The 25,331-nt window shown below is 72.0% G+C and carries 27 protein-coding genes; 18 read left to right on the plus strand and 9 right to left on the minus strand.

Features of this window, described 5'->3' with window-relative positions:
• Positions 1 to 7 precede the first annotated feature (7 nt).
• Both HD597_RS15785 and HD597_RS64480 read right to left on the minus strand, forming a co-directional pair.
• Positions 8 to 574 (minus strand): cysteine dioxygenase family protein, encoded by a 567-nt coding sequence (locus HD597_RS15785; RefSeq protein WP_253742951.1) that lies wholly within the window; start codon positions 572 to 574, stop codon positions 8 to 10.
• Positions 575 to 641: 67 nt separating this feature from the next.
• A complete protein-coding gene (locus HD597_RS64480) occupies positions 642 to 773 on the minus strand; it encodes a hypothetical protein (protein ID WP_276082923.1) in 132 nt (43 codons plus the stop codon).
• A gap of 63 nt (positions 774 to 836) precedes the next feature.
• Between HD597_RS64480 and HD597_RS15790 the strand changes: the two genes are divergently transcribed.
• Complete coding sequence (locus tag HD597_RS15790) at positions 837 to 1,775, plus strand: LysR family transcriptional regulator (RefSeq protein ID WP_253742952.1); 939 nt, start codon at positions 837 to 839, stop codon at positions 1,773 to 1,775.
• On the opposite strand, the gene HD597_RS15795 is transcribed toward HD597_RS15790, so the two are convergent.
• Positions 1,707 to 2,021 carry a DMT family transporter gene (locus tag HD597_RS15795; protein ID WP_253742953.1) on the minus strand — a complete coding sequence of 105 codons (315 nt, stop codon included), beginning with the start codon at positions 2,019 to 2,021 and terminating at the stop codon, positions 1,707 to 1,709. The genes HD597_RS15790 and HD597_RS15795 overlap by 69 nt on opposite strands.
• Entirely contained in the window at positions 2,018 to 2,644 is a 627-nt protein-coding gene (locus HD597_RS15800; protein WP_253742954.1) for an FMN-dependent NADH-azoreductase, read from the minus strand. The genes HD597_RS15795 and HD597_RS15800 overlap by 4 nt, the downstream gene beginning before the upstream one ends.
• A gap of 79 nt (positions 2,645 to 2,723) precedes the next feature.
• Between HD597_RS15800 and HD597_RS15805 the strand changes: the two genes are divergently transcribed.
• On the plus strand, positions 2,724 to 3,290 hold the full coding sequence (locus HD597_RS15805) for a TetR/AcrR family transcriptional regulator (protein ID WP_253742955.1): 567 nt from the start codon (positions 2,724 to 2,726) through the stop codon (positions 3,288 to 3,290).
• A gap of 116 nt (positions 3,291 to 3,406) precedes the next feature.
• Entirely contained in the window at positions 3,407 to 4,570 is a 1,164-nt protein-coding gene (locus HD597_RS15810; protein WP_253742956.1) for an acyltransferase family protein, read from the plus strand.
• Positions 4,571 to 4,920: 350 nt separating this feature from the next.
• Here the strand turns inward: HD597_RS15810 and HD597_RS15815 are convergent, their stop codons facing one another.
• Positions 4,921 to 5,364, minus strand: coding sequence for an STAS domain-containing protein (locus HD597_RS15815; protein ID WP_308210621.1), 444 nt, complete (start codon positions 5,362 to 5,364; stop codon positions 4,921 to 4,923).
• 238 nt (positions 5,365 to 5,602) lie between these two features.
• Here HD597_RS15815 and HD597_RS15820 point away from each other — a divergent pair, with 238 nt between their 5' ends.
• The gene (locus HD597_RS15820; protein ID WP_253742958.1) at positions 5,603 to 6,490 is read left to right on the plus strand and encodes an integrase; all 888 of its coding nucleotides are present in this window, start codon (positions 5,603 to 5,605) and stop codon (positions 6,488 to 6,490) included.
• 217 nt (positions 6,491 to 6,707) lie between these two features.
• Here the strand turns inward: HD597_RS15820 and HD597_RS15825 are convergent, their stop codons facing one another.
• Positions 6,708 to 7,547, minus strand: a complete 840-nt coding sequence (locus tag HD597_RS15825; RefSeq protein ID WP_253742959.1) for a prephenate dehydratase — start codon at positions 7,545 to 7,547, stop codon at positions 6,708 to 6,710.
• 279 nt (positions 7,548 to 7,826) lie between these two features.
• Positions 7,827 to 8,744, minus strand: coding sequence for an NmrA family NAD(P)-binding protein (locus HD597_RS15830; protein ID WP_253742960.1), 918 nt, complete (start codon positions 8,742 to 8,744; stop codon positions 7,827 to 7,829).
• Positions 8,745 to 8,831: 87 nt separating this feature from the next.
• Between HD597_RS15830 and HD597_RS15835 the strand changes: the two genes are divergently transcribed.
• Positions 8,832 to 9,584, plus strand: coding sequence for a TetR/AcrR family transcriptional regulator (locus tag HD597_RS15835; RefSeq protein ID WP_253742961.1), 753 nt, complete (start codon positions 8,832 to 8,834; stop codon positions 9,582 to 9,584).
• Positions 9,585 to 9,639: 55 nt separating this feature from the next.
• Here HD597_RS15835 and HD597_RS15840 read toward each other — a convergent pair whose 3' ends face one another.
• Positions 9,640 to 9,966 carry a hypothetical protein gene (locus tag HD597_RS15840; protein WP_253742962.1) on the minus strand — a complete coding sequence of 109 codons (327 nt, stop codon included), beginning with the start codon at positions 9,964 to 9,966 and terminating at the stop codon, positions 9,640 to 9,642.
• A gap of 316 nt (positions 9,967 to 10,282) precedes the next feature.
• On the opposite strand from HD597_RS15840, the gene HD597_RS15845 reads away from it, so the two are divergent.
• The 12 genes from HD597_RS15845 (at position 10,283) to HD597_RS65820 (ending at position 24,083) form a co-directional block, all read left to right on the plus strand.
• The gene (locus HD597_RS15845) at positions 10,283 to 11,092 is read left to right on the plus strand and encodes a GNAT family N-acetyltransferase (RefSeq protein WP_253742963.1); all 810 of its coding nucleotides are present in this window, start codon (positions 10,283 to 10,285) and stop codon (positions 11,090 to 11,092) included.
• On the plus strand, positions 11,089 to 11,955 hold the full coding sequence (locus tag HD597_RS15850) for an amino acid ABC transporter permease (protein ID WP_253742964.1): 867 nt from the start codon (positions 11,089 to 11,091) through the stop codon (positions 11,953 to 11,955). Before HD597_RS15845 ends, HD597_RS15850 begins: the two co-directional genes overlap by 4 nt.
• Positions 11,952 to 12,713: an amino acid ABC transporter ATP-binding protein gene (locus HD597_RS15855; RefSeq protein WP_276082926.1), complete on the plus strand. Its 762-nt coding sequence runs from the start codon at positions 11,952 to 11,954 to the stop codon at positions 12,711 to 12,713. The genes HD597_RS15850 and HD597_RS15855 overlap by 4 nt, the downstream gene beginning before the upstream one ends.
• Before the next feature lie 20 nt (positions 12,714 to 12,733).
• Positions 12,734 to 13,714, plus strand: coding sequence for an ABC transporter substrate-binding protein (locus HD597_RS15860; RefSeq protein ID WP_253742965.1), 981 nt, complete (start codon positions 12,734 to 12,736; stop codon positions 13,712 to 13,714).
• Positions 13,715 to 13,982: 268 nt separating this feature from the next.
• Positions 13,983 to 15,857 (plus strand): thiamine pyrophosphate-binding protein, encoded by a 1,875-nt coding sequence (locus tag HD597_RS15865; RefSeq protein WP_253742966.1) that lies wholly within the window; start codon positions 13,983 to 13,985, stop codon positions 15,855 to 15,857.
• A gap of 4 nt (positions 15,858 to 15,861) precedes the next feature.
• The gene (locus HD597_RS15870; protein ID WP_253742967.1) at positions 15,862 to 17,310 is read left to right on the plus strand and encodes an NAD-dependent succinate-semialdehyde dehydrogenase; all 1,449 of its coding nucleotides are present in this window, start codon (positions 15,862 to 15,864) and stop codon (positions 17,308 to 17,310) included.
• Positions 17,310 to 18,998 (plus strand): dihydroxy-acid dehydratase, encoded by a 1,689-nt coding sequence (locus HD597_RS15875; protein WP_253742968.1) that lies wholly within the window; start codon positions 17,310 to 17,312, stop codon positions 18,996 to 18,998. Before HD597_RS15870 ends, HD597_RS15875 begins: the two co-directional genes overlap by 1 nt.
• 55 nt (positions 18,999 to 19,053) lie before the next feature.
• On the plus strand, positions 19,054 to 19,893 hold the full coding sequence (locus tag HD597_RS15880; RefSeq protein ID WP_253742969.1) for an IclR family transcriptional regulator: 840 nt from the start codon (positions 19,054 to 19,056) through the stop codon (positions 19,891 to 19,893).
• Positions 19,890 to 21,212, plus strand: a complete 1,323-nt coding sequence (locus HD597_RS15885; RefSeq protein ID WP_253742970.1) for an ABC transporter substrate-binding protein — start codon at positions 19,890 to 19,892, stop codon at positions 21,210 to 21,212. The genes HD597_RS15880 and HD597_RS15885 overlap by 4 nt, the downstream gene beginning before the upstream one ends.
• A 39-nt stretch (positions 21,213 to 21,251) precedes the next feature.
• On the plus strand, positions 21,252 to 22,127 hold the full coding sequence (locus HD597_RS15890) for a carbohydrate ABC transporter permease (protein WP_253742971.1): 876 nt from the start codon (positions 21,252 to 21,254) through the stop codon (positions 22,125 to 22,127).
• Complete coding sequence (locus tag HD597_RS15895) at positions 22,120 to 22,995, plus strand: carbohydrate ABC transporter permease (protein WP_253742972.1); 876 nt, start codon at positions 22,120 to 22,122, stop codon at positions 22,993 to 22,995. Before HD597_RS15890 ends, HD597_RS15895 begins: the two co-directional genes overlap by 8 nt.
• 20 nt (positions 22,996 to 23,015) lie before the next feature.
• The gene (locus tag HD597_RS65820) at positions 23,016 to 24,083 is read left to right on the plus strand and encodes a Gfo/Idh/MocA family protein (RefSeq protein ID WP_253742973.1); all 1,068 of its coding nucleotides are present in this window, start codon (positions 23,016 to 23,018) and stop codon (positions 24,081 to 24,083) included.
• 122 nt (positions 24,084 to 24,205) lie between these two features.
• Here HD597_RS65820 and HD597_RS15905 read toward each other — a convergent pair whose 3' ends face one another.
• Positions 24,206 to 24,775, minus strand: a complete 570-nt coding sequence (locus HD597_RS15905) for a hypothetical protein (protein ID WP_253742974.1) — start codon at positions 24,773 to 24,775, stop codon at positions 24,206 to 24,208.
• Positions 24,776 to 24,948: 173 nt separating this feature from the next.
• Between HD597_RS15905 and HD597_RS15910 the strand changes: the two genes are divergently transcribed.
• Positions 24,949 to 25,326, plus strand: a complete 378-nt coding sequence (locus tag HD597_RS15910; RefSeq protein WP_253742975.1) for a DUF6578 domain-containing protein — start codon at positions 24,949 to 24,951, stop codon at positions 25,324 to 25,326.
• Positions 25,327 to 25,331: the final 5 nt, after the last annotated feature.

Genomic DNA, 25,331 nt, shown 5'->3' on the forward strand with positions numbered 1-25,331 from the left:
CCGGCGGTCACCGGGCAGGGCTGTCCCAGCCGGAGACGAACCAGTCGCATGCGCCGGTGGCGGGGTCGTACGCCCGCCGTCTGATCGTGCCGATGTCGCCGCCGTAGACGTGGATCCCCACAGTGGGCTCGCGGCCGACGGCCGCGACGGCATGGACGTCGTCGTCGGTCGTGCAGCAGACGGTCACCTGCCCCGGCACCCACCGCGATTCGCCGGCCGGCACCAGCGGCGCGCCCGCCGCGGACTCCGCCGGCTTGAGGTACCGGATCTCGTGCTCGACCCCCGCGTACACGCCGGCGACGCCCCACGTCTCGTGCGAGTGCACCTTGGTCCGCTGGCCCACGTCCCAGACCACGGCCGCCAGCGACCAGCTCTCGTCGGGAGCGATGTGGAGCGGGTACGTCAGGTGACGCTCTGACGATGCCCGCGTGAGCTCCGCCGGGAGCCGGTAACCACCGGCCAGCAGGGCCGACAGCAGCTCGGCGACCCGCGCCGTGATCTCGTGCTCGTCGTCGGTGCCGCCCACCACGAGTCCTACGTCGTCGATGAAGCGCTGCAGGTGATCAGGTCGCATGGTGCTCTCCTCCGCGTCGTGCCGTCGGCGCGGCGCCCGGCGGGGCGGCCGCTGGTCGTCGTGCGGGTCATGCCGAGGCGCCCTGGCCGGGGCCGGCGACGAGACCGTCCAGCGAGATCGAGATGTGACACCTGAGCCTGCTCACCGTGCGCTCCTCGGTCGGCCGGGCGCCGAGGCCGGCGCTCTCATCCATGAGCATGGCCGGATGCACAGATGATGTCTAATGCCAATAAATCGAGATTTATATGCATATTCTTGATAAGTGCTGAACCTGATCCACCTCAAGGTGCTGGCCGCGGTGGCGCGACACGGGTCCGTGACCGAAGCGGCCAGAGAGCTGCACTACTCGCAGCCGTCGGTGAGCCACTACCTGTCCCGCCTGGAAGCGGCCACCGGCGTCAAGCTCGTCCAGAGGGCGGGGCGCGGGATCCGGCTGACCCCCGAGGGCCGTCTGCTGGCCGCCCGGGCCGCCGAGATCGTGGGACGGGTCGACGCGGCGACCAGCGAGCTGGCGGCGCAGGTCGGCCTGCGGGCGGGGCGGGTGCGCCTGGCCGCCAACTCCTCGTCGCTGAGCACGATCGTGCCGAAGGCGGCCACCGCCCTGGCCCAGGCGCATCCCGGGCTGGAGCTGGTCCTCGTCGACCAGCACCCGGTCGAAGCGCTCCAGCTCCTGCGCCAGGGCAAGGTCGACGTCGCACTCGTCTTCCGGTACGCCGGCGCCCCGGTGGAGGAGGAGGAAGAGGGATTCCGCCTCGTCCACGTGGGCGACGACCCGATCCACCTCATCAGCCGCCGGCCCGGCGACAGCATCGCGAACCACCGCCACTCCCCGTGGATCGGCGGCTGCGAACGGTGCCAGAACGAACTGGTCACGGTGTGCCGGCACGAAGGCTTCACCCCGCGCATCGCATCGCTCAGCGACGACATGGTCGTCGTGCAGGCCCTCGTCGCCGCCGGCGCGGGCGTCACCACCCTGCCCGGCCTCGCGCTGCAGGCCCACCGCCATCCCGGCGTGCACACCACCGAGCTCGCCGGCTTCACCCGCCGCCTGTACGCCGCCACCTACGGCGATCCGCCCGACCCGCCGGCCACCAGCGCGCTGATCCAGGCCATCCGGGACGCCGCCGACGGCTCAGGTGGTGACCCGGGCCAGCACGATGCCGCCGACGATCAGGGCGAGAGCCGCCATCCTGCCCACTGACACGGGGTCGTCGTTCAGCACGATGCCCAAGGTGATCGCGCCGACGGCGCCGATGCCGGTGAAGACGGCGTACGCGGTGCCGACCGGCAACGTGTTCATGGCCTGGGACAGCAGCCAGACGGCGGCGGCCATCAGGATCAGGCAGACCAGCGTGGGCAGCGGCCGGGTGAAGTTCTGCGTCGGCTTGATGGACTGTGACCAGGCCACCTCGACGAGCCCGGCCAGCAGCAGGGTCAGCCAGCTCACCGCGCCGCCTCCTTCAGCGCCGCGGCGAGCGATTCCTCGTGCCGGTCGCGCAGGTGGGCCAGCGCCGGGTCGAGGCGGGCGTTGACGAGCTCGGCGTGGATGAACGTCACGTCCTCGACCCGGAAGTGGCCCTTGAAGAAGTCGCGCAGGTAACGCTCCTGATGGTCGTACGGCTCCCGCGGCGTGCCGGGGCCGTACGCGCCGCCGCGGGCGCTCGTCACGACGAACCTGCGGCCTTCGAGCGACATCCCGGGAAAGGTGATCTGGTCCAGCCAGGCCTTCAGCGCCGAGGGGATCGAGTAGTTGTACATCGGCGTGCCGATGAGGATCACCTCGGCCGCGACCACCTCGTCCAGCAGCGGCTCCACGACGGCCCACGCCTGCCGCCGATCGGGGGTGCGAGCCGCCTCCCGGTAGCGCGCGATGTCGGTGATCTCGTGCTCCAGGATGTGGTCGCACAGCTCGGTCCACGCCTCGCCGATGTGCGGCACGGGCCGCGCGGCCAGGTCGCGGTAGACGTAGCCGGCCTGGGGGTGGGCGGCCCGCCAGGTGTCGGCGTACACGCCTGACAGTTTCCGCGAGAACGACGCCCGGCGGGCGCTGGCGTCCAGGTGCAGCAGCATGATCTCTCCTCACACAGGTAATTGGACACACCGTCCGCTTCACTATAAGCGGACGCTGTGTCCGGATACAATCGGGTGCATGGAGAGAGCCGACGCCGCCCGCAACCGCGCCCGCATCCTGGAGGCGGCCGCCCTGCTGTTCGCGGAGCGGCCCCCGCAGGACGTGACGATGGACGACATCGCCAGGACGGCCGGGGTGGGCCGGGGCACGCTCTACCGCCGCTATCCCGACCGCGCGTCGATCGCCGTGGCGCTGCTGGACGAGCACGAGAGAGAGCTGCAGGAACGCCTGCTGCGCGGCGAGCCGCCCCTGGGGCCGGGCGCGCCGCCCGCCGAGCGGCTGGCCGCCTTCTACGCCGCCATGGTCCGCCTGCTGGAAGACCACTCCCACCTGGTGCTCGGCTCGGAGGTGGGCCGCTCCCGCTTCGAGACGGGCGCGTACGGCTTCTGGCGCGCCCACGTGCGCGCGCTCCTGGCCGCCGCGGGCACGCCCCGCCCGGACGCGCTGGTCGACGTCCTGCTCGCCCCTCTGGCCCCCGAGGTGTACGGCTACCAGCGCACGGTGCTCGGCCTCACCCCCGAGCAGATCACCGAGGCACTGACCCGGCTCACGACGACCCTGGAGCCTCAGCGCCCGGCTCGATGAGCGCGTGTGCCGCGCCGAGGCCAGGACAAGATCTGGCCCGAACATTGCAGGCAAAGGATCACGATTCCGATACGTTGAGCCATATGTCCCGGGCCTTTCCTGGAGCTCAACATGTCGTGCCGCAGGCTCAGCCCCGGCTCGCCTGGCTGGACGCCCTGCGGGGCGTCGGCGCCGTCGCGGTGGTGGGGGAGCACCTGACGACCTGGGCCATGCCCTGGCTACGGCCCACCTCGTTCAACCTCGGCGTCTACGGCGTGCTGGTGTTCTTCCTGGTCAGCGGCTACATCATCCCGACCTCGCTGGAGCGGCACGGCGACGTGCGGGCCTTCTGGATCGGGCGGTTCTTCCGCCTCTACCCGCTCTATCTCGCGGTCATCGCCCTGGTCCTGGCCCTGGCCTGGTGGATCCCGGTACGGCCCGAGGTGTCCAGGGACCTGTCGTCCGTGGCCGCGCACGCGACCATGCTCCTGGACGCGGTGGGCGCGGCGGGCGTGCTGAACACCATGTGGACGCTGTCGTACGAGATGGTCTTCTACCTGCTGGTCGTCGCGCTGTTCACGGCCGGCGTGCGCGACCGCCCGGGCCTGCTCCCGGCGCTGTTCGCGATCGTGGCGGCCGTCGCCGCCCTGGTGCTGCCGGGGCCGCCGTGGCCGGGCGCATGGCCGGCCCTGGTCTCGTGCGGGATGTTCGTGGTCGGGCTCGCGTGCGTGGTGGCGGGCCGCGGGCGCACGGTGGCGGCGATCGCGCTGGGCGTGATGGCGCTGGCGCTGGTGGTGTCGAGCAGCCGGGTCCCCTGGTTCGGCGTGGCGATCCTGGCCGTGATGTTCGCCGGCACGGCGGTCCACCGATGGGAGCGCGGACAGGGGGCGTTGTGGCCGGTGGCCGCCGCCGGGGCGCTCGTGGCCGCGACGCCCCTGTGGGCGCTGAACGCGGGCTGGTGGTGGGTGCAGCCGGACGTGTGGGGCCTGACCATCCTGCTCGCGGTCCTCACCTTCGCCGCCGCCATGGCCTGGCGGGCCCGCCGCGTCCCCGCCGTGCTCGTCTGGCTCGGCACGATCAGCTACTCCCTCTACCTCGCCCACCTGCCGATCCTCCTGGCCGTCATGCAGGTGGCGGGGGAGATGCGCTGGTCGCCGTTGCCGCTGCAACTCGGCGTCAGCGTGGCGTTCCTGGTCCTGCTGATGCCCGTGAGCTGGCTGAGTCACCGCTTCATCGAACGCCCGATGCAGCGGCTCGGCCGCCGCCTGGCACGCGGAACGGCAAAGTCTAGGGCGAAATAAACCCATATCGGGCATTTTGGGAAGTCTCGTTATACCCGCTGTGTTGTCGCGAGTGTCGGCTGAAAAGGAGAAAGGCCGAAAGGTTCGATATACACCTCGGGAGGAATCATGCAGACCAGGCAGCTTCTAGGCCTGATGGGGCTGCGGGCCCCGTACCCGGACCCCCGCGCACCCGGCGGGGGCGGCTCGGACAGCAGCCGCAGCGCACGTCGCAGGAGGCGTCGCCGCTGATGCCGGACATCGGTCGTGACCTGTGCTCCTGCCGGTAGACGGCACGAGCCGGTCGGCGAACACCTTGGTCGGGCCCGCGGCTGATCAGGGTATCGCCGGCGGTCACGATCCGAACGGCGCTAGGCGACGCCGCCCCCCACCGGGGACGGCTGCGCCGCCTGCAGCGCGGCACGGATGGCCTGCTCCACGGTGCCGTGCACCTTCAGCATGCCCTTGGCCTCGGTGACGTCCAGCAACTGCGCCGGCCCTCGCTGCGGCGCGGCCAGGTGCAGGCTGGCACCGTTGCTGAAGGCGACGAGGTGGGTCTCCAGCAGGACGGGCAGCGCCGCACTGCTCATGTACGGCACCTCGCTCAGGTCGAGCACCACATGGTCGCCCTGGTGGCGGCGGGTGCGGCCGATGTAGTCGTCCAACAGGTGGGCGGTGGTGATGTCCACCTCCCCGGCGACCGCGATCACGGTCACGCCGGGCAGATACTGAGAACTGAACGTCAGCGACGGCACAGCAGCGGACCTCCATCGGAGCCCAGGGGGGACGGGCACACGTCCGGGTACCGACCACACTACGCCCTCTTCGTGGTCCCGGCGCTACCCGCCGGACACGAATATCTCCAGGTCATCCGGGTTTGTGAGGAAAGTCCTTGCGAGGCCCCCGCCTACAGCCGGTGATCCTATCGCACGGAGGCCGGCGGGCGAGATGGCTCAGCCGGGCTCCAAGCCGCTCGACGACCCGAACGCGGCGCTTGACGCATCCTGGCGGTGACGAGAGAACAGGAGGTGCCCGCCGGTCGAAGGAGCGCGCTTGTACCTTCACACCCGTCCCGTCAGCGCCCACAAGCCGAACGAGGACTACGTGGCCGCCGCCGGCGGCACCCTGACCCAAGCCGTCCTCCTCGACGGAGCGGGAGGCCCCTCCGAGCTTCCGACCGGCTGCCGTCACGGCACCCCGTGGTTCGTCGCACAATTGGGCGACGCCGCCATGACCCACATGCGTGACCCGATCATCGGACTGGACATCGCGCTCCTGCGGGCCATCTCCGGGGTCGCCCACTCGCACCGGACGTTCACGTGCGACCTCTCACATCCCGGCACGCCCTCCTGCACGGCTGCCATGCTCCGGTTGCAGGCCGACCAGGTCGAATACCTGGTGCTCGGCGACTCCACCCTCGCCGCCGAGGTCAACGGCGAGGTCATCACGGTGACGGACCGGCGCATCGAGGCGGTCGGCGACGACCTCTGGCGGCGCATGGCCGCCCTGCCCACCGGTACGCCCGCACACCGGGCGGCACGCATCGAGTTCGTGGAACACCAGCGGCGCATGCGCAACCACCCTCTCGGCTACCCGATCGCATCGGTCGACGAAGAAGCCGCACGGGACGCGCTCACCGGCAGCTTCCCGATCGCAGAAGTACGCCGCCTGGCCCTGCTGAGCGACGGCGCCACCCGCTTCGTCGAGTTCGGGCTCGGCACGTTCTCCGAACTCCTGGACATCCTCGGCTCTGACGCGCCGTGGAGGTTGTTCGACGAGGTACGTGCGGCGGAAGCCGGCGACCCCGACGGCAGGCGATGGCCCCGGGCCAAGCGCTTCGACGACATCGCAGTGGTGTATCTCTCCGGCGGCGAGATCCAGGCTCACCATCCTGTGAGTCGAGAACAGGTCATCCAGCGCCTGGTCACGAGACCGGAGTGAGAACCGGCGAGCCGCCCGTCGAGCGGCCTGCCCGCCGGCACGTACGGCGGCTCGGAGCCCCCCGGCGCGGCGCGCGGTGCAGGCCCTCGGCGGCAGGACTTGGCTCGGCACCCGGCTTCGACGCCGGCCCGCCGGGCACGGCGTTCGCGATCCCGCAGAACCCGGGCCGCCGAAGGGACGGTGGTGCAGGAGGGCGCCCTGGCGCCCGTCCGGGGACCTAGTCGGCGCGGGACGGGTCGGCCGGATAGACCCCGAGGATCTTCACGTCCGTGGTGAAGAACGCCAGCTCCTCCAGCGCGTTCTTCAGCCCGGGGTCCTCGGGGTGGCCGTCGACCTCGGCGAGGAACTGGGTGGCCGCGAAGTGGCCGCCGACCATGTAGCTCTCCAGCTTGGTCATGTTGATGCCGTTGGTCGCGAACCCGCCGAGCGCCTTGTAGAGCGCGGCCGGCAGGTTGCGGACGTTGAAGACGAACGAGGTGACCACCGGGCCCTCGCCGCGTGGTGCCTGCACGAAGGCGGGGCTGAGCACCACGAAGCGGGTGGTGTTGTGCTCCTCGTCCTCGACGTCGCGGGCGAGGATGTGCAAGCCGTAGATGTCCGCCGCGAGCGGCGGCGCGATCGCCGCCTGGGTCGGGTCGTCCGCCTCGGCCACCTCGCGCGCAGCGCCGGCGGTGTCACCGGCGATCACGGGCACCAGGCCGTGCTCGCGGATGATCCGGCGGCACTGGCCGAGAGCGTGCACGTGGCTGTGCACGGCCCTGATCGTGTCCAGGGTGGCGCCCGGCGGCGCCATCAGGTTGAACTGGATGCGCAGAAAGTGCTCGCCGACGATGTAGAGGTCCGAGGTCGGCAGGAAGTGGTGGATGTCGGCGACCCGGCCGGCGATCGAGTTGTCGATCGGGATCATCGCCAGCTCGGCCTCGCCGTTCTCCACCACCGCGAACACGTCCTCGAAGGAGGCGCACGGCACCGTGTGCCAGTCGGGGTAGTGGTTCTTGCACACCATGTGGGAGTTCGAGCCGGGCTCGCCCTGATAGGCGATACGTCGTGCGGTCACCCCAGCAGTTTCCCATGCAGCCGGGCGCGGCCATCGAGCGACGGCTCAGGCTCGTCAGCGTGAACACCGCCCTGAACGGTGCAATCGCCTCCTTTGCGTTCTGAATAAAGATTCTCGTTTTTTGGAAGTTTTTGCTCGTCGTTCGACAACTCGGACTAATCATGCGTTGATGGGCGATCGGGGCCGCCGTTCAGCCGCTTGTGCTGCGGACACCCGCAACGCGACGTCCATGACTTTCGTCGCCATGTCCCGCGGTCACAATTCTGTGCGCGGGGTGGCTCAGCCGGCGGCGACGTGGGTGCGGATGGCGGCGGCGCCGGATTCGGCGAGCCAGTCGGCGAGGGTGCGCAGGCCGGGGTGGATGACGCGCAGCGCCTCGATGTCGGCGTGCCAGCGGTGCCCGGCCTGCCAGTGCTTCATGGTGTCGGCGATCTCCTGGCCGAGCCGGGCGGTCTCCTCGCCGGTGAGCTGCTCGTACCGGATCGGGAGGCCGGTGGCCGCCGCGATCGCGGCGGCGGCTTCCACCGGGGTCGGTTCGTCGCCGGCCAGCTCCAGGGTGCGCCCGGCGAACCGGGCAGGATCGGCGAACGCGAGCGCGGCGAACTCGGCGATGTCCTCCAGCGCGATGACCTGCATGGGCTCGTGCGGCGGGAAGAGGTGCCGGTGCACGCCCTCGGGGGAGATGCCGTCGAGGCCGACGACCCCGGCGCCGAGGTAGTTGGTCATGAAGCGGACCGGGCGCAGCACGGTGGGCAGCGCCACGTGGTCGTGCAGGTACTCCTCGATCAGCGTCTTGCCCCGCGCCCCTCGCATGGGGGCCGAGGTGGAGGCGACGGTGCTGAAGACGACCTGTTCGACGCCCGCCTTGACCGCGGCGTCGATCAGCGCCCTGCCGCGGGTCGCCTCCAGCTCCGTCTGCGGTCCTGACGGGCCGTAGGCCACCGGCGGAACGCCGAAGACGGCGGCGGCGCCGTCGAGCGCGGCCGGCAGGCCGGCCGGGTCGTCGAAATCGCCGCGCACGAGCTCGGCGCCCGCGGCGGCCAGCTCGGCGGCGGCCGGCGCGGTCAGGTCGCGCACCAGCGCCCGGACGTTCCAGCCGCCGGCGAGCAGCCGCCGGGCGGTGGCTCCGCCCTGCTTGCCGGTGGCGCCGGTGACGAGGATCGCAGCACCGGTGCCTGCGGGTGTGGCGGTGGTCATGGTGGTGTCCTCCGGAACTTGTGGGAGATACTGGCTCGGTCCGGAATGCTCCACCCGTTTCGCCGCCGCAGACAAGGATTTCGTGACATGACAGCAGCGCCGCTCGCAGTGCCCCCCGGGCGTGCCGATGCCCGCCGCAACCGGGAGCTCGTGCTGCGTACGGCGATGCGGGTGTTCGCCGAGGAGGGGCCCGAGGCGTCCCTCGGCCGGATCGCGCAGCGCGCCGGGGTCGGCGCGGGCACGGTCTACCGGCACTTCCCCAGCAAGGACATCCTGCTGGAGGCGGTGCTCGCCGAGCACCTCGACGCGCTGGTGGCCGCCGCCGATCGCCGGCGCGCCCGCGCCGCTCCCGGTGAGGCGCTGTTCGGCTTCCTGCTCGAAGTGATCGAGAAGTCGGCGGGCCGCCAGCACGTGTGCGACGCGCTCACGGGTGACCGCGGCTGGCCGCGCGCCGTGCTGGCCGCCGCGGTGCGGCGCTTCCACGAGACCTTGGAACGCCTGCTGCGCGAGGGGAGGCAGGCGGGGGTGGTCCGCGCCGACGTGCGGGTGGACGACCTGTCGGCACTCGCGGTCGGGGGCGCCACCCTGCGCTCGGCGCACCGGGACCACGCTCGCGGCGCCCAGCTCGTACGGCTGCTGCTGGACGGGCTGCGCGCCCCCCCTGTCACGGAACCCCGGCCGTTCCGTGACCCGTCTTCGCCGCCGCGTCACGAAACCCCGGCCTCGCGGCACTGCGGGGAGTGCGGGGCGCCGCTGCCGGTCCGGGCCACCGGGCGGCCGCCCCGCTACTGCGGCCCCACCTGCCGCCAGCGCGCTCACCGGCGCCGTCCGGCCCGATAGCGATCGCCAGGCGGGTGCGTCGCGGGGTCCACCAGTGCTCGACGCGTCCGGACCGTCAGATCCCGGCGGTGATCTTCTCCAGCAGGTGCGGCCCGCGCTCGGCCGCCTCGCGGTCGCGCCTGGCCGCCTCCTGCCTCACGAGGGGGAAGATGAGGCGGCCGAAGTCCACGGCGTCGCCGAGCAGGTCGTACCCCCGGGCGGAGAGCCGCTGCGCGCCGGTGTTCTCCGGCCCGCCCGGCCGCGCGCGCCGCCGCCCACACCGACTCGATGTGCTGGGCGGCGTCCGCCGGCGGCTCGCCCCACAGACGTCCGCCTCCGCGCCGCCGGCGGCGTAGGCGGCGGGCGAGGAGCCGCCCGAGATCCCGGGATGCGGGCTCTGCACCGGGAAGATGTCGCTGACGTAGGCGTGGAACCGGCAGTGCTCGCCCTCGTGGCGCTGCTCGTGGGGTGTGCGGCAGGCCCAGGTGGTCGGAGACCGTGCCTGGCTTCAAGATAGGAAGAGATTTGCCGTGAATCAAGTGGGTTATGTGAGAAATCTACAAAAAACCAACTAAACAAGTAGGACTTGACGGCTTTCGAGGGCTGTGCTGAGCTGGGGTCGGCTGACGGACGTGAGAAAGGTCTCGGTTCATGCTTGTGGAGTTCCTTGGGATCGGTGGGACCGGTGACGGTCCGGGCTCGCCGGAGCGGGTCGCGGCATGACCGCGCCCGCCTTCCCCGCCGCCTCCGGCGGCTCCCGTCACTTACCGGTGGCGGCCGGCTTCGACGCGCTCGACGACCCGGTGCGGGCCTCGCTGCTCGGAGCGCACGCACACCTCGCCGAACAGCGCGGCCGGGTGCTGCGCTACCCCCGCGACGTCTCCCCGTTCCTGTCGATGCCGCCCGACCCGGGCCCCGCCGACTGGCAGGACGCGGCGGCGCTGGCCGGCGCGGGCGGTGAGGTGCCGCTGACCGGCCCGGTGGCGGTGCCGCCGGGCGGCTGGGAGGAGTCGAGGAACGTCCCCGGAGTGCAGCTCACCGGCGAACGCGTCGCCGGGGCGCACGACACCGGCGCGGTACGGCTGGGGCCGGCGGACGTACCCGAGATGCTGGACCTCGTCGAACGGACCAGGCCCGGCCCGTTCCTGACGCGGACCCTCGAGCTCGGCCACTACGTCGGGATCCGGCTCGGCGGTGCGCTGGTGGCCATGGCGGGGGAGCGGCTGCACCCGCCGGGCTGGACCGAGATCAGCGCCGTCTGCACCGACCCCGGCCACCGGGGCCGCGGGCTGGCGACCCGGCTGGTGCTCGCGGTCGCCGCCGGCGTCCGGGACCGCGGCGAGACGCCGTTCCTGCACGCGTCCGCCGCCAACACGCACGCCATCCGCCTGTACGAGCGGCTCGGCTTCCGCCTGCGCCGCACGACCGAGTTCCGCACCGTACGCGTTCCGGCGCGCGGCCGGGCCGAGGGCGCGCACACCCGGGGGCCGGGTGGGCTGGGGCAGCCGCGTCGAGGCGACGCGCCATGACGGTGCCCGGGGTCGAGGCGCCCGCCCGCCAGGAGGCGGAACGGCCGCTGGAGGTGGTGACCGCCCGCCGTCCGCTGCGGTGGGTGGCCGCGGCGGCCGTGCTGGTGGTCCTGGCGATGGCCGCCAGCGCCCTGATCACCAACCCCGCCTGGGAGTGGGAGGTGGTCGGGCAGTACCTGTTCGCGCCCTCGGTGGTGCGCTCGGTGCTGCTCACGCTGGAGCTGACCGCGCTCGGCATCGGACTCGGCTTCGCGCTCGGCACGGTGCTGGCGCTGATGCGCCTGTCGCCCAACCGGCTGCTGTCGTCGGTGGCCTTCGGGTACGTGTGGCTGTTCAGGTCGGTGCCGCTCATCCTGCAACTGCTGTTCTGGTACAATCTGGCGCTGCTCTACCCGCGGTTGTCGGTCGGGGTGCCGTTCGGGCCCGCGTTCTTCGACTTCGGCACGATGGACCTGATCGGGCCGTTGACGGCGGCGGTGCTCGGGCTGGCGCTGCACCAGGCGGCCTACGCCGCCGAGATCGTCCGCGGGGGCCTGCTGTCGGTGGACCAGGGGCAGCGGGAGGCGGCGGCCGCCCTCGGGCTGCCGCCGGCGCGGCGGTTGTTCCGGATCATCCTGCCGCAGGCCATGCGGACCATCGTCCCCAACGCGGGCAACGAGATCATCGGCCTGGTCAAGGGCACCTCGGTGGTCTACATCATGGCGCTGCCCGAGCTGTTCTACCAGGTGCAGGTGATCTACAACCGCAACGGCAGGGTCATGGCCCTGCTGCTGGTCGCGGCCGTCTGGTACCTCGTGCTCACCACCGCCCTGTCGCTCGTCCAGCACTACGTGGAACGGCACTACGGCAGGGGGCGGGCATGAGCGCGATGGTCGAGCTGCGCGGCGTGCACAAGAGCTTCGGTCCCCTGCAGGTGCTGCGCGGCGTGGACCTGGACGTGCCCCGGGGTCAGGTGCTGGTGATCCTCGGCCCGTCGGGGTCCGGCAAGTCGACCCTGCTGCGCACGATCAACCATCTGGAGAAGGTGGAGCGCGGCTCGGTCCGCGTGGACGGGCGGCTGCTCGGCTACCGGCAGGCCGGCGACCGCCTGCACGAGCTGCCCGAGCGCGAGGTGCTGCGCCAGCGCACCCAGATCGGCTTCGTCTTCCAGTCCTTCAACCTCTTCCCGCACCTGACGGTCCGGCAGAACGTCACCGAGGCCCCGCTGTCGGCCCAGCGCCGGCCGCGCGCCGAGGTCGAGCCGCTGGCCGAGCGGCTGCTGGCCCGCGTCGGCCTGGCGGACAAGGCCGACGCCTACCCACGTACGCTCTCGGGCGGCCAGCAGCAGCGCGTGGCCATCGCCCGCGCGCTCGCCCTGGAGCCCAAGCTGCTGCTGTTCGACGAGCCCACCAGCGCGCTCGACCCCGAGCTGGTCGGCGAGGTGCTCGACGTCGTCAGGGACCTCGCCCGCAGCGGCACCACCATGATCGTGGTCACCCACGAGATCGGCTTCGCCCGCGAGGCGGCCGACACGGTGGCGTTCATGGACGCCGGTCGCATCGTCGAGGCCGGCCCGCCCGCGCAGGTCCTCGACGCCCCCGTCCACGAGCGCACCCGCGCCTTCCTCGCCAAGGTCCTCTGACACCCCGAAGGACGACAGACATGCGTGTTTCGCCCGCGCGGCTCCTCGCCGTGCCCGTGCTCCTCGTCGCCGCCCTCGCCGCCTGCGGCGCCGAACCGGCGCTCGACACCCCCGCCGCCTCCGCTCCCGTGGTCGCGGGCAAGAAGATCAACCTGAGCCCGGACCAGAACCGGGTGCGGACCGGGAAGGTCGCGGCCATCGCGGCCAGGGTGCCGAAGGAGATCGCCGCCGACGGCAGGCTGACCGTCGGCTTCAGTGCCGGTGGCTCGCCCCCGCTGGTGTCCCCGGCCACCGACGACACCACCCTGATCGGCGTCGAGACCGACCTCGCCCAGCTCGTGGCCGACGTGCTGGGCCTGGAGTTCACCCCGCGGTCCAGCTCCTGGGAGAACCTGTTCCTGGCCGCCCGGTCGGGTACGTACGAGGCCGTCTTCAGCAACGTCACCGTCACCGAGGAACGCAAGGACACCTACGACTTCGCCACCTACCGCATCGACCAGCTCGCCTGGCAGGTGCCCGGCGCCGGCCCCGTCAAGGCGATCAAGGGGCCCGCCGACATCGCCGGGCTGCGCGTGTCGGTCGGCTCCGGCACCAACCAGGAGAAGATCCTGCTCGACTGGGACCGGCAGAACCGCGCCGCCGGCCGTCAGCCGGTCGAGATCCTCTACTACGAGAAGTACGGCGACGTGCTGCTCGCCCTCAAGTCGGGTCGCGTGCAGGCGTACTTCGGGCCCCATCCGAACATCGCCTACAACGTCGCCGTCAGCGGCGGCTCCCGCATCGCCGGCACGTTCTCCGGGGCCGGGCCGGACCTGCAGGGGCTCATCGCCGCCATGACCAAGAAGGACAACGGCCTGGTCGAGCCGCTGCACGAGGCGCTGAACACCGTCATACGGAACGGGACGTACGGGCAGGTGCTGGAACGGTGGGGGCTGGCCAGCGAGGCCATCCCCGAGTCGCGGATCAACCCGCCCGGCCTGCCCCGCCAACCGGCCTCCTGAACCGGCTCCTCCCGCCCGCCGGCCTCGTGAACCGGCGGGTCCCGTCCAGCCAGGCCGTCCCGGCGCACCGCGCGCCGGGGCGGCCTTCGCCATGCTGTCCAGGCCGTCGCGCGGGGCCGATCGCCCCGAATTGTTGTCAGTAAGACAACCCATATGGGCGATTTGGGGGCAATCGCCTTCTAGGTATTGCCGGTCAAGCAACAGCGTTGTACGGTCACCGCTACGTCCACGACATCGAAGGAGTGCGGTGGAGGGGGAATCGAGCACGATGACTGCTGAACGCGTGGCGCGCGCGGCGGCGATCGCACGCGCCGGCAGTCTCGAGGCGGCTCTGGACAGTGGTGAGCTGCCGCGCAGGCATGACCTGACGATGGCCGAGGCGGTCGTTCTCGGGCTGATCAGGCAGGGGGTGACCCGGTTCGTCGCCGTGCTCGGCCACGGCTCGACCGAACTGGGCGAGGTGCTGCGCGTCTACCAGGACGCGGGCGTCGTGCGGACGTTCGCCGTCCGGCACGAGACTGAGGCGTCTCACGCGGCAACGGCGTTGCGGTGGGTCACCGGTGAAAAGGCGGCAGTGGTCACCTCGATCGGGCCGGGCGCGCTGCAGGCGATGGCCGGCTCCCTCGTGGCCGCCAGCGACGGCGTGGGCGTCTGGCACCTCTACGGGGACGAGACCACCGAGGACGAGGGCCCCAACATGCAGCAGATCCCGCGGCCGGAGCAGGGGCTGTTCCTCCGGCTGACGGCGACGATGGGCCCGTCGTACTCGCTGCACACGCCGCGCGCGCTGCCGACGGCGCTGCGCCGCGGCCTCAACCAGGTCGATCACCCGTACCGGCCGGGGCCCTTCTACCTGCTGCTGCCGCTGAACACCCAGCCCCAGCTGATCGAGGGCTTCAACCTCGACGAGCTGCCCGTCGGCGCCCCGCCCCAGCTCGGCGCCGCCAGCCCCACCGCGTCGTACGCGGAGATCGCCCGCAGGCTGCTCGGCGCCCAGCGCGTGGTGATCAAGGTCGGCGGCGGCGCGGACGGCTGCCGTGAGGAGCTGGAGGAGCTGGCCGACCTGGTGGACGGCGTGTTCGTGATGTCGCCGGTCAGCCTCGGCGTCATCCCCTCGGGCCACCCCCGCCAGATGATGGTGGGCGGATCCAAGGGCTCGCTGAGCGGCAACCACGCCATGGAGCACGCCGACCTGCTGCTCGCCGTCGGCACCCGCTCGGTCTGCCAGGCCGACAGCTCCCGCACCGGCTACCCGAACGTCCAGCACGTCGTCAACGTCAACGCCGACCTCGACGCCGCCACGCACTACGCCCGTACCAGCGCCCTCGTCGGCGACGCCCGGCTGAGCCTGGCCGCCCTGATCGAGGCCGTGAAGACCCAGACCCGGGACACCGCGCCGCGGGAGAGCCCCTGGCTCGCCGAGTGCCGGGCCGCCAGGGCCGCCTGGGAGGACGTCAAGGCGGCCCGCCTGGCCAGGCCGCGGCTGCACGACCCGGTCTGGGGCCGCGAGGTGCTCACCCAGCCGGCCGCCGTGCACACGGTGGCGGAGTGGGCGGCCGGGACGCGGGCGGTCACGTTCTTCGACGCCGGTGACGTCCAGGCGTACGGCTTCCAGATGTCCGCCCAGGACGACCCCAAGGCCTCCTTCACCGAGGCGGGCGCCAGCTACATGGGGTTCGCCACGAGCGCGGTGCTGGCAACGGCGTTGTCCGAGGACGACTGGTACGCGGTGGCGGTGACCGGCGACGGCTCGTTCACCATGAACCCGCAGGTGCTCATCGACGGCGTGGCGCACGGCGCGACCGGCTGCGTGGTCGTCCTGGACAACCGGCGGATGGCAGCCATCTCCAGCCTGCAGGCCGCCCAGTACGGCCAGGAGCACGCGACCTGGGACCACGTCGAGGTCGACTACGTGGCGTGGGGCGCCTCGGTGACCGGGGTGAACGCCCTGTTCGGCGGCACCACGCCCGAGGAGCTGCGCGCGGCGCTGGACAAGGCCCGCGCCCACCCCGGCCTGTCGATCGTGCACGTCCCCGTGTACTACGGGCCCGACCCCGACGGGGGCCTGCCCTCCTACGGCCGCTGGAACGTCGGCAACTGGGTGGGGTCCACCCAGGAGCTACGACACGAGATCGGACTGTGAACCCATGAGCGACCCCCAGCTCCCGCCCGCCGCCCTGTACATCGCGGGCGCCTGGCACACCGCGGACGAGACGTTCCCGGTGCACAACCCCGCCGACGGCACGCTCCTCGCCGAGCTGCCCGTCGCCCGGCCGGAGGACCTCGACCACGCGCTGGCCGCGACGGCCGCCGGCTTCGTGACCTGGCGGCGCACGCAGCCCTGGGAGCGCTCGCGCGTGCTGCGCCGCATCGCGGACGGCATCCGCGCGCAGGCCGAACGCTTCGCCCTGATCATGACGCTCGACCAGGGCAAGCCGCTGGCGCAGTCCATGGGCGAGGTGCTGGCCTGCGCCGACCAGTTCGACTGGTACGCCGACGAGGCCCGCCGCGTCTACGGCAGGACGGTCGAGGGCCGCGACGCCGGCACCCGCATCTTCGTCCGCCGCGAGCCGGTGGGCCCGGTCGCCGCGTTCGCCACCTGGAACTTCCCCGCGCTGCTCGGGGTGCGGAAGATCGCCCCCGCGCTGGCCGCCGGCTGCTCCGTGGTGCTCATGGCCCCCGCGGAGGCGCCGCTCTGCTCCCTGCTCGTCGCGGAGCTCGCCCACGAGGCCGGGCTGCCCGCCGGGGTGCTGAACGTGGTCAGCGGCGACGGCCCCATGATCTCCCGCCACCTCATCGGCTCCGACGTGATCCGCAAGGTGAGCCTGACGGGCTCCGTGCCGGTCGGCGCGGAGCTGCTGCGCCTGGCCGCCGACGGGATCAAGTCGGTCTCCATGGAGCTGGGCGGGCACGCGCCGGTCCTGGTGTTCGCGGACGCGGACGCCGAGCGCGCGGGTCGGATGTGCGCCCGCACCAAGTTCCGCAACGCCGGCCAGGTGTGCATCTCCCCCAGCCGGTTCCTCGTCCACGAGGACGTCGCCGAGGCGTTCACCGAGGCGTTCGTCGCGCAGACACGCGAGATCAGGCTGGGTGACGGGCGCGACCCGGCCACCGACATGGGCCCGCTGACCACCGCCAGGCGCCTGGCCGGCGTGCACGCGCTGGTGGAGGACGCGGTCGCGTGCGGCGCGACCGTGCTGACCGGAGGCGGCCCCGCCGGCCTGCCCGACGGGCACTTCTACCTGCCGACCGTGCTGTCCGGGGTGCGCGACGACATGAAGGTGATGGTCGAGGAGCCGTTCGGGCCGGTCGCGCCCATCAGCACGTTCAGGACCTTCGAGGAGGCCGTGGCCAGGGCGAACGCCACGCCGTTCGGCCTGGCGGGGTTCGTCTTCACCGAGGACCTGACCACCGCCTTCCGCGCCTCGGAGGAGCTGGAGACCGGCATGGTCGGCGTCAACGAGATGACGATCGCCACCGCCGAGGCGCCGTTCGGCGGGGTCAAGCAGTCCGGCTTCGGCCGCGAGGGCGGCACCGAGGGCGTGCAGGACTACACCGTCGCCAAGTACGTCAACCTGCGACTGAGGAGCGCGTGATGGTCCAGCCCGACGTCCGGGGCGTCGACCGGGGGCTCACCTCGTACGGCGACGAGGGGTTCAGCCGCTTCCTGCGCAGGGCGTTCCTCGCCTCCGCGGGGTTCGACGAGGTGGACCTCGACCGGCCGGTGGTCGGCATCGCCGACACCAGCGGCGGCTTCACCACCTGTCACCGCGAGATGCCGCAGCTCGTCAAGGCGGTCGAACGCGGCGTGCTGGAGGCCGGCGGCCTGCCCGTGGTCTTCCCCGCGATGTCGCTGCCCGAGATCCTCATGTCGCCCACCTCCATGTTGTTCCGCAACCTGGCCGCACTGGAGACCGAGGAGCTCGTCCGCGCCCAGCCGATGGACGCGGTCGTGCTGGCCGGGGGCTGCGACAAGACCGTGCCCGCCCAGCTCATGGCCGCGGTCTCCGCGGACGTCCCGGCGGTGCAGCTCGTGGCCGGCTCCATGCTCACCGGCACGTGGCGCGGCACCCGGCTCGGGGCCTGCACCGACTGCCGCTCGATGTGGGCCAGGCACCGCGCGGGCGAGCTGGACGGGGACGACATCGCCGACGTGCGCGGCGCGCTCGCCACGACCGGCGGCACCTGCATGGTCATGGGCACCGCCTCGACCATGGCGTGCCTGTCGGAGGCCCTCGGCATGAGCCCGGCCGGCACCGCCACCGCGCCCGCCCCCACCGGTGACCGGCTCCGCGCCGGCGCGCGCTCCGGCCGGGTCGCGGTCGAGGCGGCGCTCGAAGGGCGGCGGCCCTCGTCCATCGTGACCGCGGGTGCGCTGGCCAACGCGGTCACCGTGCTGCTGGCCCTGGGCGGCTCCACCAACGCCGTGATCCACCTGCTGGCGGTGGCCAGGCGCGCGGGCGTGCCGTTCGGCCTGGACGACCTCTCGCGCATCGCCTCCCGGGTGCCGCTGCTCGTGGACTGCAAGCCGTCGGGCGTGGGCTACATGGAGGACCTGCACCGGGCGGGCGGCGTGCCCGTGCTGATGAAGGCGCTGGAGCCGCTGCTCGACCTGGACGTCCCGGTGATCGAGGGCGGCACGCTGCGCGACCGGCTGGCCGGGGTGACCCCGCCGCCCGGTTGGCAGAGCACCATCCGCACGCTGGACGACCCGCTCGGCCCCACCGGCGCGCTGGCGGTGCTGCGCGGCAGCCTCGCCCCCGACGGCGCCGTGATCAAGCGCTCGGCCGCCTCGCCCGCCCTGCTGAGGCACGAGGGCCCCGCCGTGGTCTTCGAGTCGCCCGAGGACGTGGCCCGCCGCATCGACGACCCCGGCCTGCCCGTCACCCCTGACTCGGTGCTGGTGCTGCGCAACGCCGGGCCGGTCGGCGGCGGCATGCCCGAGGCCGGATCGGTGCCGATCCCGGCCAAGCTCGCCAGGAACGGCGTCAGGGACATGGTGCGGGTGTCGGACGCCCGGATGAGCGGCACCGCGTACGGGACGGTGGTCCTGCACGTGTCCCCGGAGGCGGCGGTCGGCGGCCCGCTGGCGCTGGTGCGCGACGGCGACCTGATCCGGCTCGACGCGGCGGCGGGAGAGCTGTCGCTGCTGGTGGAGCCTGAGGAGCTGGCACGCCGCCGGGAGCGGTGGACGCCTCCCCGATCCCCGGAGCGGGGCTGGCGGCGGCTCTACCGCGACCACGTCCTCCAGGCCCACGAGGGAGCCGACTTCGATGTCTGTTGAGCCCTCTGAGACAACGGAATTGACGGACGGACAACGAGGCCGGTTGACTACGCCCATGGCTGACCTCACCCCCGAGCCCGTACCCGTCTCCCGTGCCGCCGGTGCCCTGCTGACCGGCCTCGACGTCCTCGAAGCACTCGCCCGCCGCCCGGAAGGGCTGGGCGTGACCGCCGTCGCCCGCGAGGTGAACGCGGACAAGGGCAACGTGCACCGGCTGCTGCGCGTGCTGGAAGAGCGCGGTTACGTCGAGCAGGACCCGGCCACCAAGCTCTTCCGCGTCTCGACGCGGATCATCTCGCTCGCCGGCCAGGTGCTGCGCGGGGTGGACCTCGTCGGCACCGCCGGCCCGATCATGCGCGAGCTGTCGGCCGCGACCGGCGAGGCGGTCCACCTCGCCCGCAGGACGCGTGGCGGCGGGGTGTACGTCGCCCAGGAACGGCAGCCCGGCGGCCGCATCACGGTCGAGACCGAGATCGGTGCCCAGCCGGTCATCTACGCCTCCTCCACCGGCAAGGCGCTGTACTGCACGGCCACCCAGGAGGAGCTGGCCGAGCTGCTGCCGGAGCCGTTCACCGCGTACACCATGCGTACGCACACGGGGCTCGCCGGCCTCACGGCCGACCTGGACCAGGTCTGCCGCCGCGGCTACGCCATCGACGACGAGGAGCTCAACCTCGACGTCCGGTGCGTCGCGGCGCCGATCTTCAACCTGCACGGCGTCCCGCTGGCCTCCATCGGGATTTCCGGGCCTGCCTCGCGGGTCACCCTCGCGAGGATCGGCGAGCTGGGCCACCTGGTCTCAGCCGCCGCGTACAGAATCACCCAGCTGATGGGCGGGCGCGTCCCCGCGAAGTTCGACGCCCACCCACCGACACCCACGGAGATCCACGGATGACGAAGAACAGCGTCGCCGTTCAGCGGCGCCCGGTCAAACTGGCGGTGGCGGTCACGGCCGCCTCGCTCCTCGCAGCCGCCTGCGGTTCCGGCGCGGGAACAACGGGGGCCTCGAGCGCCCCCGCCGCGTCGACCGGCGAGGTCAGCATGGTGCACTACTTCAGCGACGAGGCCGGCAACAAGGCCATGGCCCAGGTGCTGTCCATCTGCGAGAAGCAGGCCGGCGAGAAGCTCAAGAACAGCCCGGCCGAGCAGGAGGCGTTCAAGGACGCCATCCTCGTGCAGCTCGCCGGCAGCAACCCGCCCGACCTGTTCTCCTACTGGGCCGGAGCCAAGACGCAGTACCTCGTGGACCAGCAGCGCCTGGCCCCGCTCGACGACGTGTGGGCCAAGGCCGGCCTCGACCAGGCCATTCCGGAGACGCTGGCCAAGGCCGCGGCGACGTACAGCGGCAAGAAGTACCTGCTGCCGCTCGACTACCACTACGCCGGCGTGTTCTACAACCCCGAGGTCATGAAGAAGGCCGGCATCACCGAGATGCCGAAGACCTGGGACGAGCTGCTGGCCTCCGCGGACAAGCTCAAGGCCGCCGGGATCACCCCGTTCGCGCTCGGCTCGAAGAACCGCTGGCCCGCCCAGTTCTGGTTCGACTACCTCCTCCTGCGCACGGCCGGCCCCGACTACCGGGCGCAGCTCATGGCGGGCAAGGCCAAGTACACCGACCCGCAGGTGGCCCAGGCGTTCGACCTGTGGAAGCAGCTCTTCGACAAGGGCTACTTCAACGCCGACCCCAACGGCTACGACTGGCCCGACGCCGCCGACATGGTGGCCCAGGGCAAGGCCGCGATGACCGTGATGGGCACGTGGATCAGCGGCTACTGGGAGGGCAACGACGTCAAGGCCGGCGCGGGCTACGACTTCTTCCCCTTCCCCGAGATCACGCCCGGTGTGCCGCAGGCCGCCGTAGGCCCGGTGGACGGGTTCGCGATCGCTGCCGGGGCGGCCAACAAGGCCGGGGCCGACAAGGTCCTCGCCTGCCTGGCCTCACCCGAGGCGCAGCAGGCCGTCGCCGTCACCCAGGGCGCCCTGGCCCCCAACCCCAAGGCCGACCTGAGCTCGCAGAACGAGATCATGCACAAGGCCGCCGAGGTCGTCGCCAAGGCGCCCGTCTTCGCCTTCAACTACGACCTGGCGACCACGCCGGAGATGTCCGACGCCGGGCTGAACGCGATCGCCCAGTTCGTCAACAGCCCCGCCGAGGCCGCGTCCGCGCTGCAGGAGGCGCAGGCCGCCGCCGACGGCGTGTTCGGCGGCTCCTGACCAGCTCTTCGTCTGATTCGAGAAAGGAGGCATCCGCGGATGACGATCCGGCGGACATGGTGGGCCTGGGGTTTCCTCGCCGCACCGCTCCTCGCGTACGGGATCACCGTCGTGTGGCCGGCGCTGTACTCGTTCGCGCACGGCTTCACCGACTGGCAAGCGGTCGGCGGTGGCGAATTCGTCGGGCTGGAGCAGTTCCGCCGGATGACCGCGGACCCGAGCTTCCTGCGCGCGCTGCGGAACACCCTGATCTGGACGGTGCTCGCGGTGGTGGTGCCCACCGTCGCGGGCCTCGCCCTCGCGCTCGCGCTGAACCGCGTCACGCGCTTCGCCAAGCTCATCAAATCGATCTTCTTCCTGCCCCTGGCGCTGTCACTCGTGGTGGTCGGCCAGGTCTGGTTCTGGATCTACCGCCCCGAGGACGGCCTGCTCAACCTCGTCCTCGGCGCGGTGGGGCTGGAGTCGTGGGGGCACGCCTGGCTGTCCGACCCCGACACGGCCCTGTGGGCGGTGATGGCCGCCTGGGGCTGGCAGCAGGTCGCCCTGGCCATGGTCATCTTCCTGGCCGGCCTCACCTCCGTCTCCCGCGACCTCACCGAGGCGGCGCACATGGACGGCGCCGGCGCCTGGGCGCGGCTGCGCGCCGTCGTCCTGCCCGCCCTGCGCCCGTCGTTCGTCGTGGTCACCTCGCTCAGCCTGATCAACGCGCTGAAGAGCTTCGACATCGTGTACGTCATGACCGGCGGCGGCCCGTTCCGGCAGACCGAGACGCTCGCGGTGCTCGCCTACCGCGTGTCGTTCAAGACCTACGACTTCGGCTACGGCAGCGCGGTGTCCGTCGTGCTGTTCGTCGTCTCGGTCGTGATCATCGGACTGTTCTTCGCCTGGAACTCGTGGAAGGACCGGCATGTCTGAGATCGCCCTGACTCGCCCGGCGCAGAGCGCCATCGCCGGGGAACGCGGCCGCGCGTCGAAGGCCTCGCTGGTGGCGTTGCTGCTGGCCTTCGCGGTGGTGTTCCTCGTCCCGTGCCTGGGCGTCCTGTACACCTCGCTCAAATCGGACGCGGAGATCGCCGCGAACGGCCTGTGGGCCCCCACCGGCAACCTGACCCTGGACAACTACCTTCAGGCGTTCTCGGTCGGCAGCACCGGCCGTTACCTGCTCAACTCCGTCCTGGTGACGGTGCCGGCGACCGCCGTCTCCGTGGCGCTGGGCACCCTCGCCGGATACGCGATCGCCGTGCTGCGCCCACGGGCCGGCGAGTTCATCGGCTTCATCCTGCTCGCCGGGCTGTTCGTGCCGCCGCAGATCCTGCTGATCCCGCTGTTCCAGGGGTTCAACACGACCGGCATGTACGACACGCTGTGGCCGATGATCGTCGTGCACTCCGGTTACGGGATCTCCCTGTGCACCCTGGTCATGCGCAACTTCTTCCGCAGCCTCCCGATCGAGCTGCGGGCGGCGGGCCTGGTGGACGGCGCGAGCGAGCCGCGCATCCTGGCCTCCATCGTGCTGCCCATGACCCGTCCAGCCCTGGCGGCCCTCGCCACGCTCCAGTTCACCTTCATCTGGAACTACTTCCTCTACCCGCTCGTCTTCACCCGTTCCGACACCATGCGCACCGTGATGGTCGGCATCCTGCAGCAGCAGGGCCAGTTCTCCGTCGCCTACGGCGTTCAGGCGGCCATGGCCGTGCTCGCCAGCCTGCCCACAGTCGCGATCTTCATCGCCTTCCAGAAGCACTTCATCGCCGGTCTCACGACCGGGGCGGTCAAGGGCTAGAAAGAGATTCAGGAGTCCCAGTGATCCGCGTTGGCATCATCGGCTGCGGCCGTATCTCCGACCTGCACGCCCAGGCGTACCTGGAGCACCCCGAGGCCGTGATCACGGCCGTCTGCGACCCCGTGGCGGAGAACCGCGACACCCGGGGGGCGGCCTGGGGCGTGGCCGGGCAGGCCCGGCACGCCGACTACCGCGACCTGCTGGCCAGGGACGACGTCGACATGGTGGAGATCCTCGTCCCGCACCACCTGCACGCGCAGGTGGCCCTCGACGCGATGGACGCAGGCAAGCACGTCTCGCTGCAGAAGCCGATGTCGACGAGCCTCGCCGACGCCGACGCCATGATCGCCAGGGCCGCCGGGCGCGACGTGGTCTTCAAGGTGTTCGAGAACTTCGTCTTCTACCCGCCCGTCCAGCGCGCCAAGGAACTGGTCGAGGCCGGCGAGATCGGCGAGATCCGCGGCATCCGCCTCAAGTCCAACCCCGGCTGGAGCCCCACCGCCTGGGAGGTCCCCGCCGCGGCCAGCGCCTGGCGGATCGACCCCGAGCAGTGCGGCGGCGGCCCGCTCGTCTTCGACGACGGCCACCACAAGTTCGCCATCGCCTGGCACTTCCTCGGCCTCGCCGACCGGGTCCACGCCTTCATCGGCACCTCGTACGACGGCCTGATCGACGCTCCCTCCCTGGTGAGCTGGACCCACCCGGACGGCGCGGTCGGCTCCCTGGAGGTCGTGCACTCTCCCGAGCTCAAGCTGGACACCGTCCACTACGCCCAGGACGACCGCGTCGAGATCACCGGCACCAAGGGCGTCATCTGGGTGACCCGCGGCCACGGCCGCATGCTGAACGTCGCCCCGGTCGTCCTGCACCGCGACGGCGTCACCACCGGCTACGACGACATGCCGACCGGGTGGGAGACCAGCTTCATCCGCTCCGGCCGCCACTTCGTGGACGCCCTGCTCAACGGCACCCCGCCGGCGCTCACCGGCGAGCAGGGGCGCGAGGTCCTGGCCTTCGCCCTCGCCGCCCAGGAGTCGGCCAGGACCGGCCGCGCGGCCACGCCCGTGAGGGCGCCGGCCGAGCGCTGACCGCGGCTCCGCGTCAACGCGGCCGTGCCGCGTGAGCGCTGACCGGGGCCCCGCGTCAACGCGGCCGTGCCGCGACAGGCCCGCCCCCTCCCGCTGCCGCCGGAAGACCGCCCGGAGGTCGTTCAGCGCAGGAGGCGGTGGCACGCGAGGTCGCGCACCCGGAGCTGGTGCCCGTGCGCCGGAGGCGTCTCGTCGCACCTCATGCCGAGCAGCGACCCGCCTCCGGCGCGTCCCGATGACGCCGGCGAGTCCGGGGCCGAGGCGCTCGACTCGCGCTTGGCCCGATGGCCCGGCCGGGGAGGGTGGCGATGGCTCGCGGCCGGCCGTTGCGGCCGGACGAGCTCGCGGCGCTCACGCGCTTCATCGACGCGCACCCGATCGCTGACCGTACCCGGCTCCTCCGCGCCGTCGGCTTCTCCGACGCGTCCCACGCTCTCCTTCGGCGGGAGGGCCGCCGGAGCCGGGGCGGCCGGCTTGTGCCACAGCTGCGCAGCCGCGGGAGGAGCACCGGTGCCTGTGACGGCCGGCTGGGTGCCCGCGCCTTGCGGCGACGCGTTCTGCTGCCCGGCGGACGTGGTCGATCCACCCCCGGCCACGGCCACCACCGTGGCCACGATGCCGGCCGCCCCTGCCACCAGCACCAGAGCCTTCGCGGACACCCGTCCGCGAGCCCGCTTGATCTTTCCCCGCATGCCCCGCCCCCCGGAAGCGCCTGATCCTTACGCGTGCGCAGCGTATCGACGCCGTCCGGCACCGGGCGCCGGACTTTGATCCTCCTTAGGTCATTCCTGGACGGCTCGTTCAGCTGGGCGCCGCGCCCCTCCGGGTGGTGGTGCGCATCGCCCGGCCTGGCAAGACTGGCGGGATGAGATGGAACGTGTGGGTCGACGACTGGCAGATGCAATGTTGCGGCGAGCCCTTCCACGTCGGATCAACGGTCTCCTGGACCCTCACCCCCGCCGACCGCGACTGGCTGACCCAAGTCCTGGGCGAGGAGACCGCCGCCACGATCGACTGGGGCGAGGAGCACCACAGCGACCCGTCTCCCGGCCGGCGCCAGGTCGAAGCCCGGGTCACCGGGATCGCCGCCGTCCACGCCCGGATGGAGCCCCTTCCCGGCGAGAACGCATATCACCCGGTCGACGGGGTGCTTTCCCCGCGGACCTCCGCCGACGGGTGGGATCCGGATGCCGGTGACCTGAAGTTCGTCGGGTACGTCGTGACCCTCGCGGCCGGCCCGTAGCGGAC

Source organism: Nonomuraea thailandensis, from assembly GCF_024172165.1.
In the GTDB taxonomy this organism is placed as follows: Bacteria; Actinomycetota; Actinomycetes; order Streptosporangiales; family Streptosporangiaceae; genus Nonomuraea; species Nonomuraea thailandensis.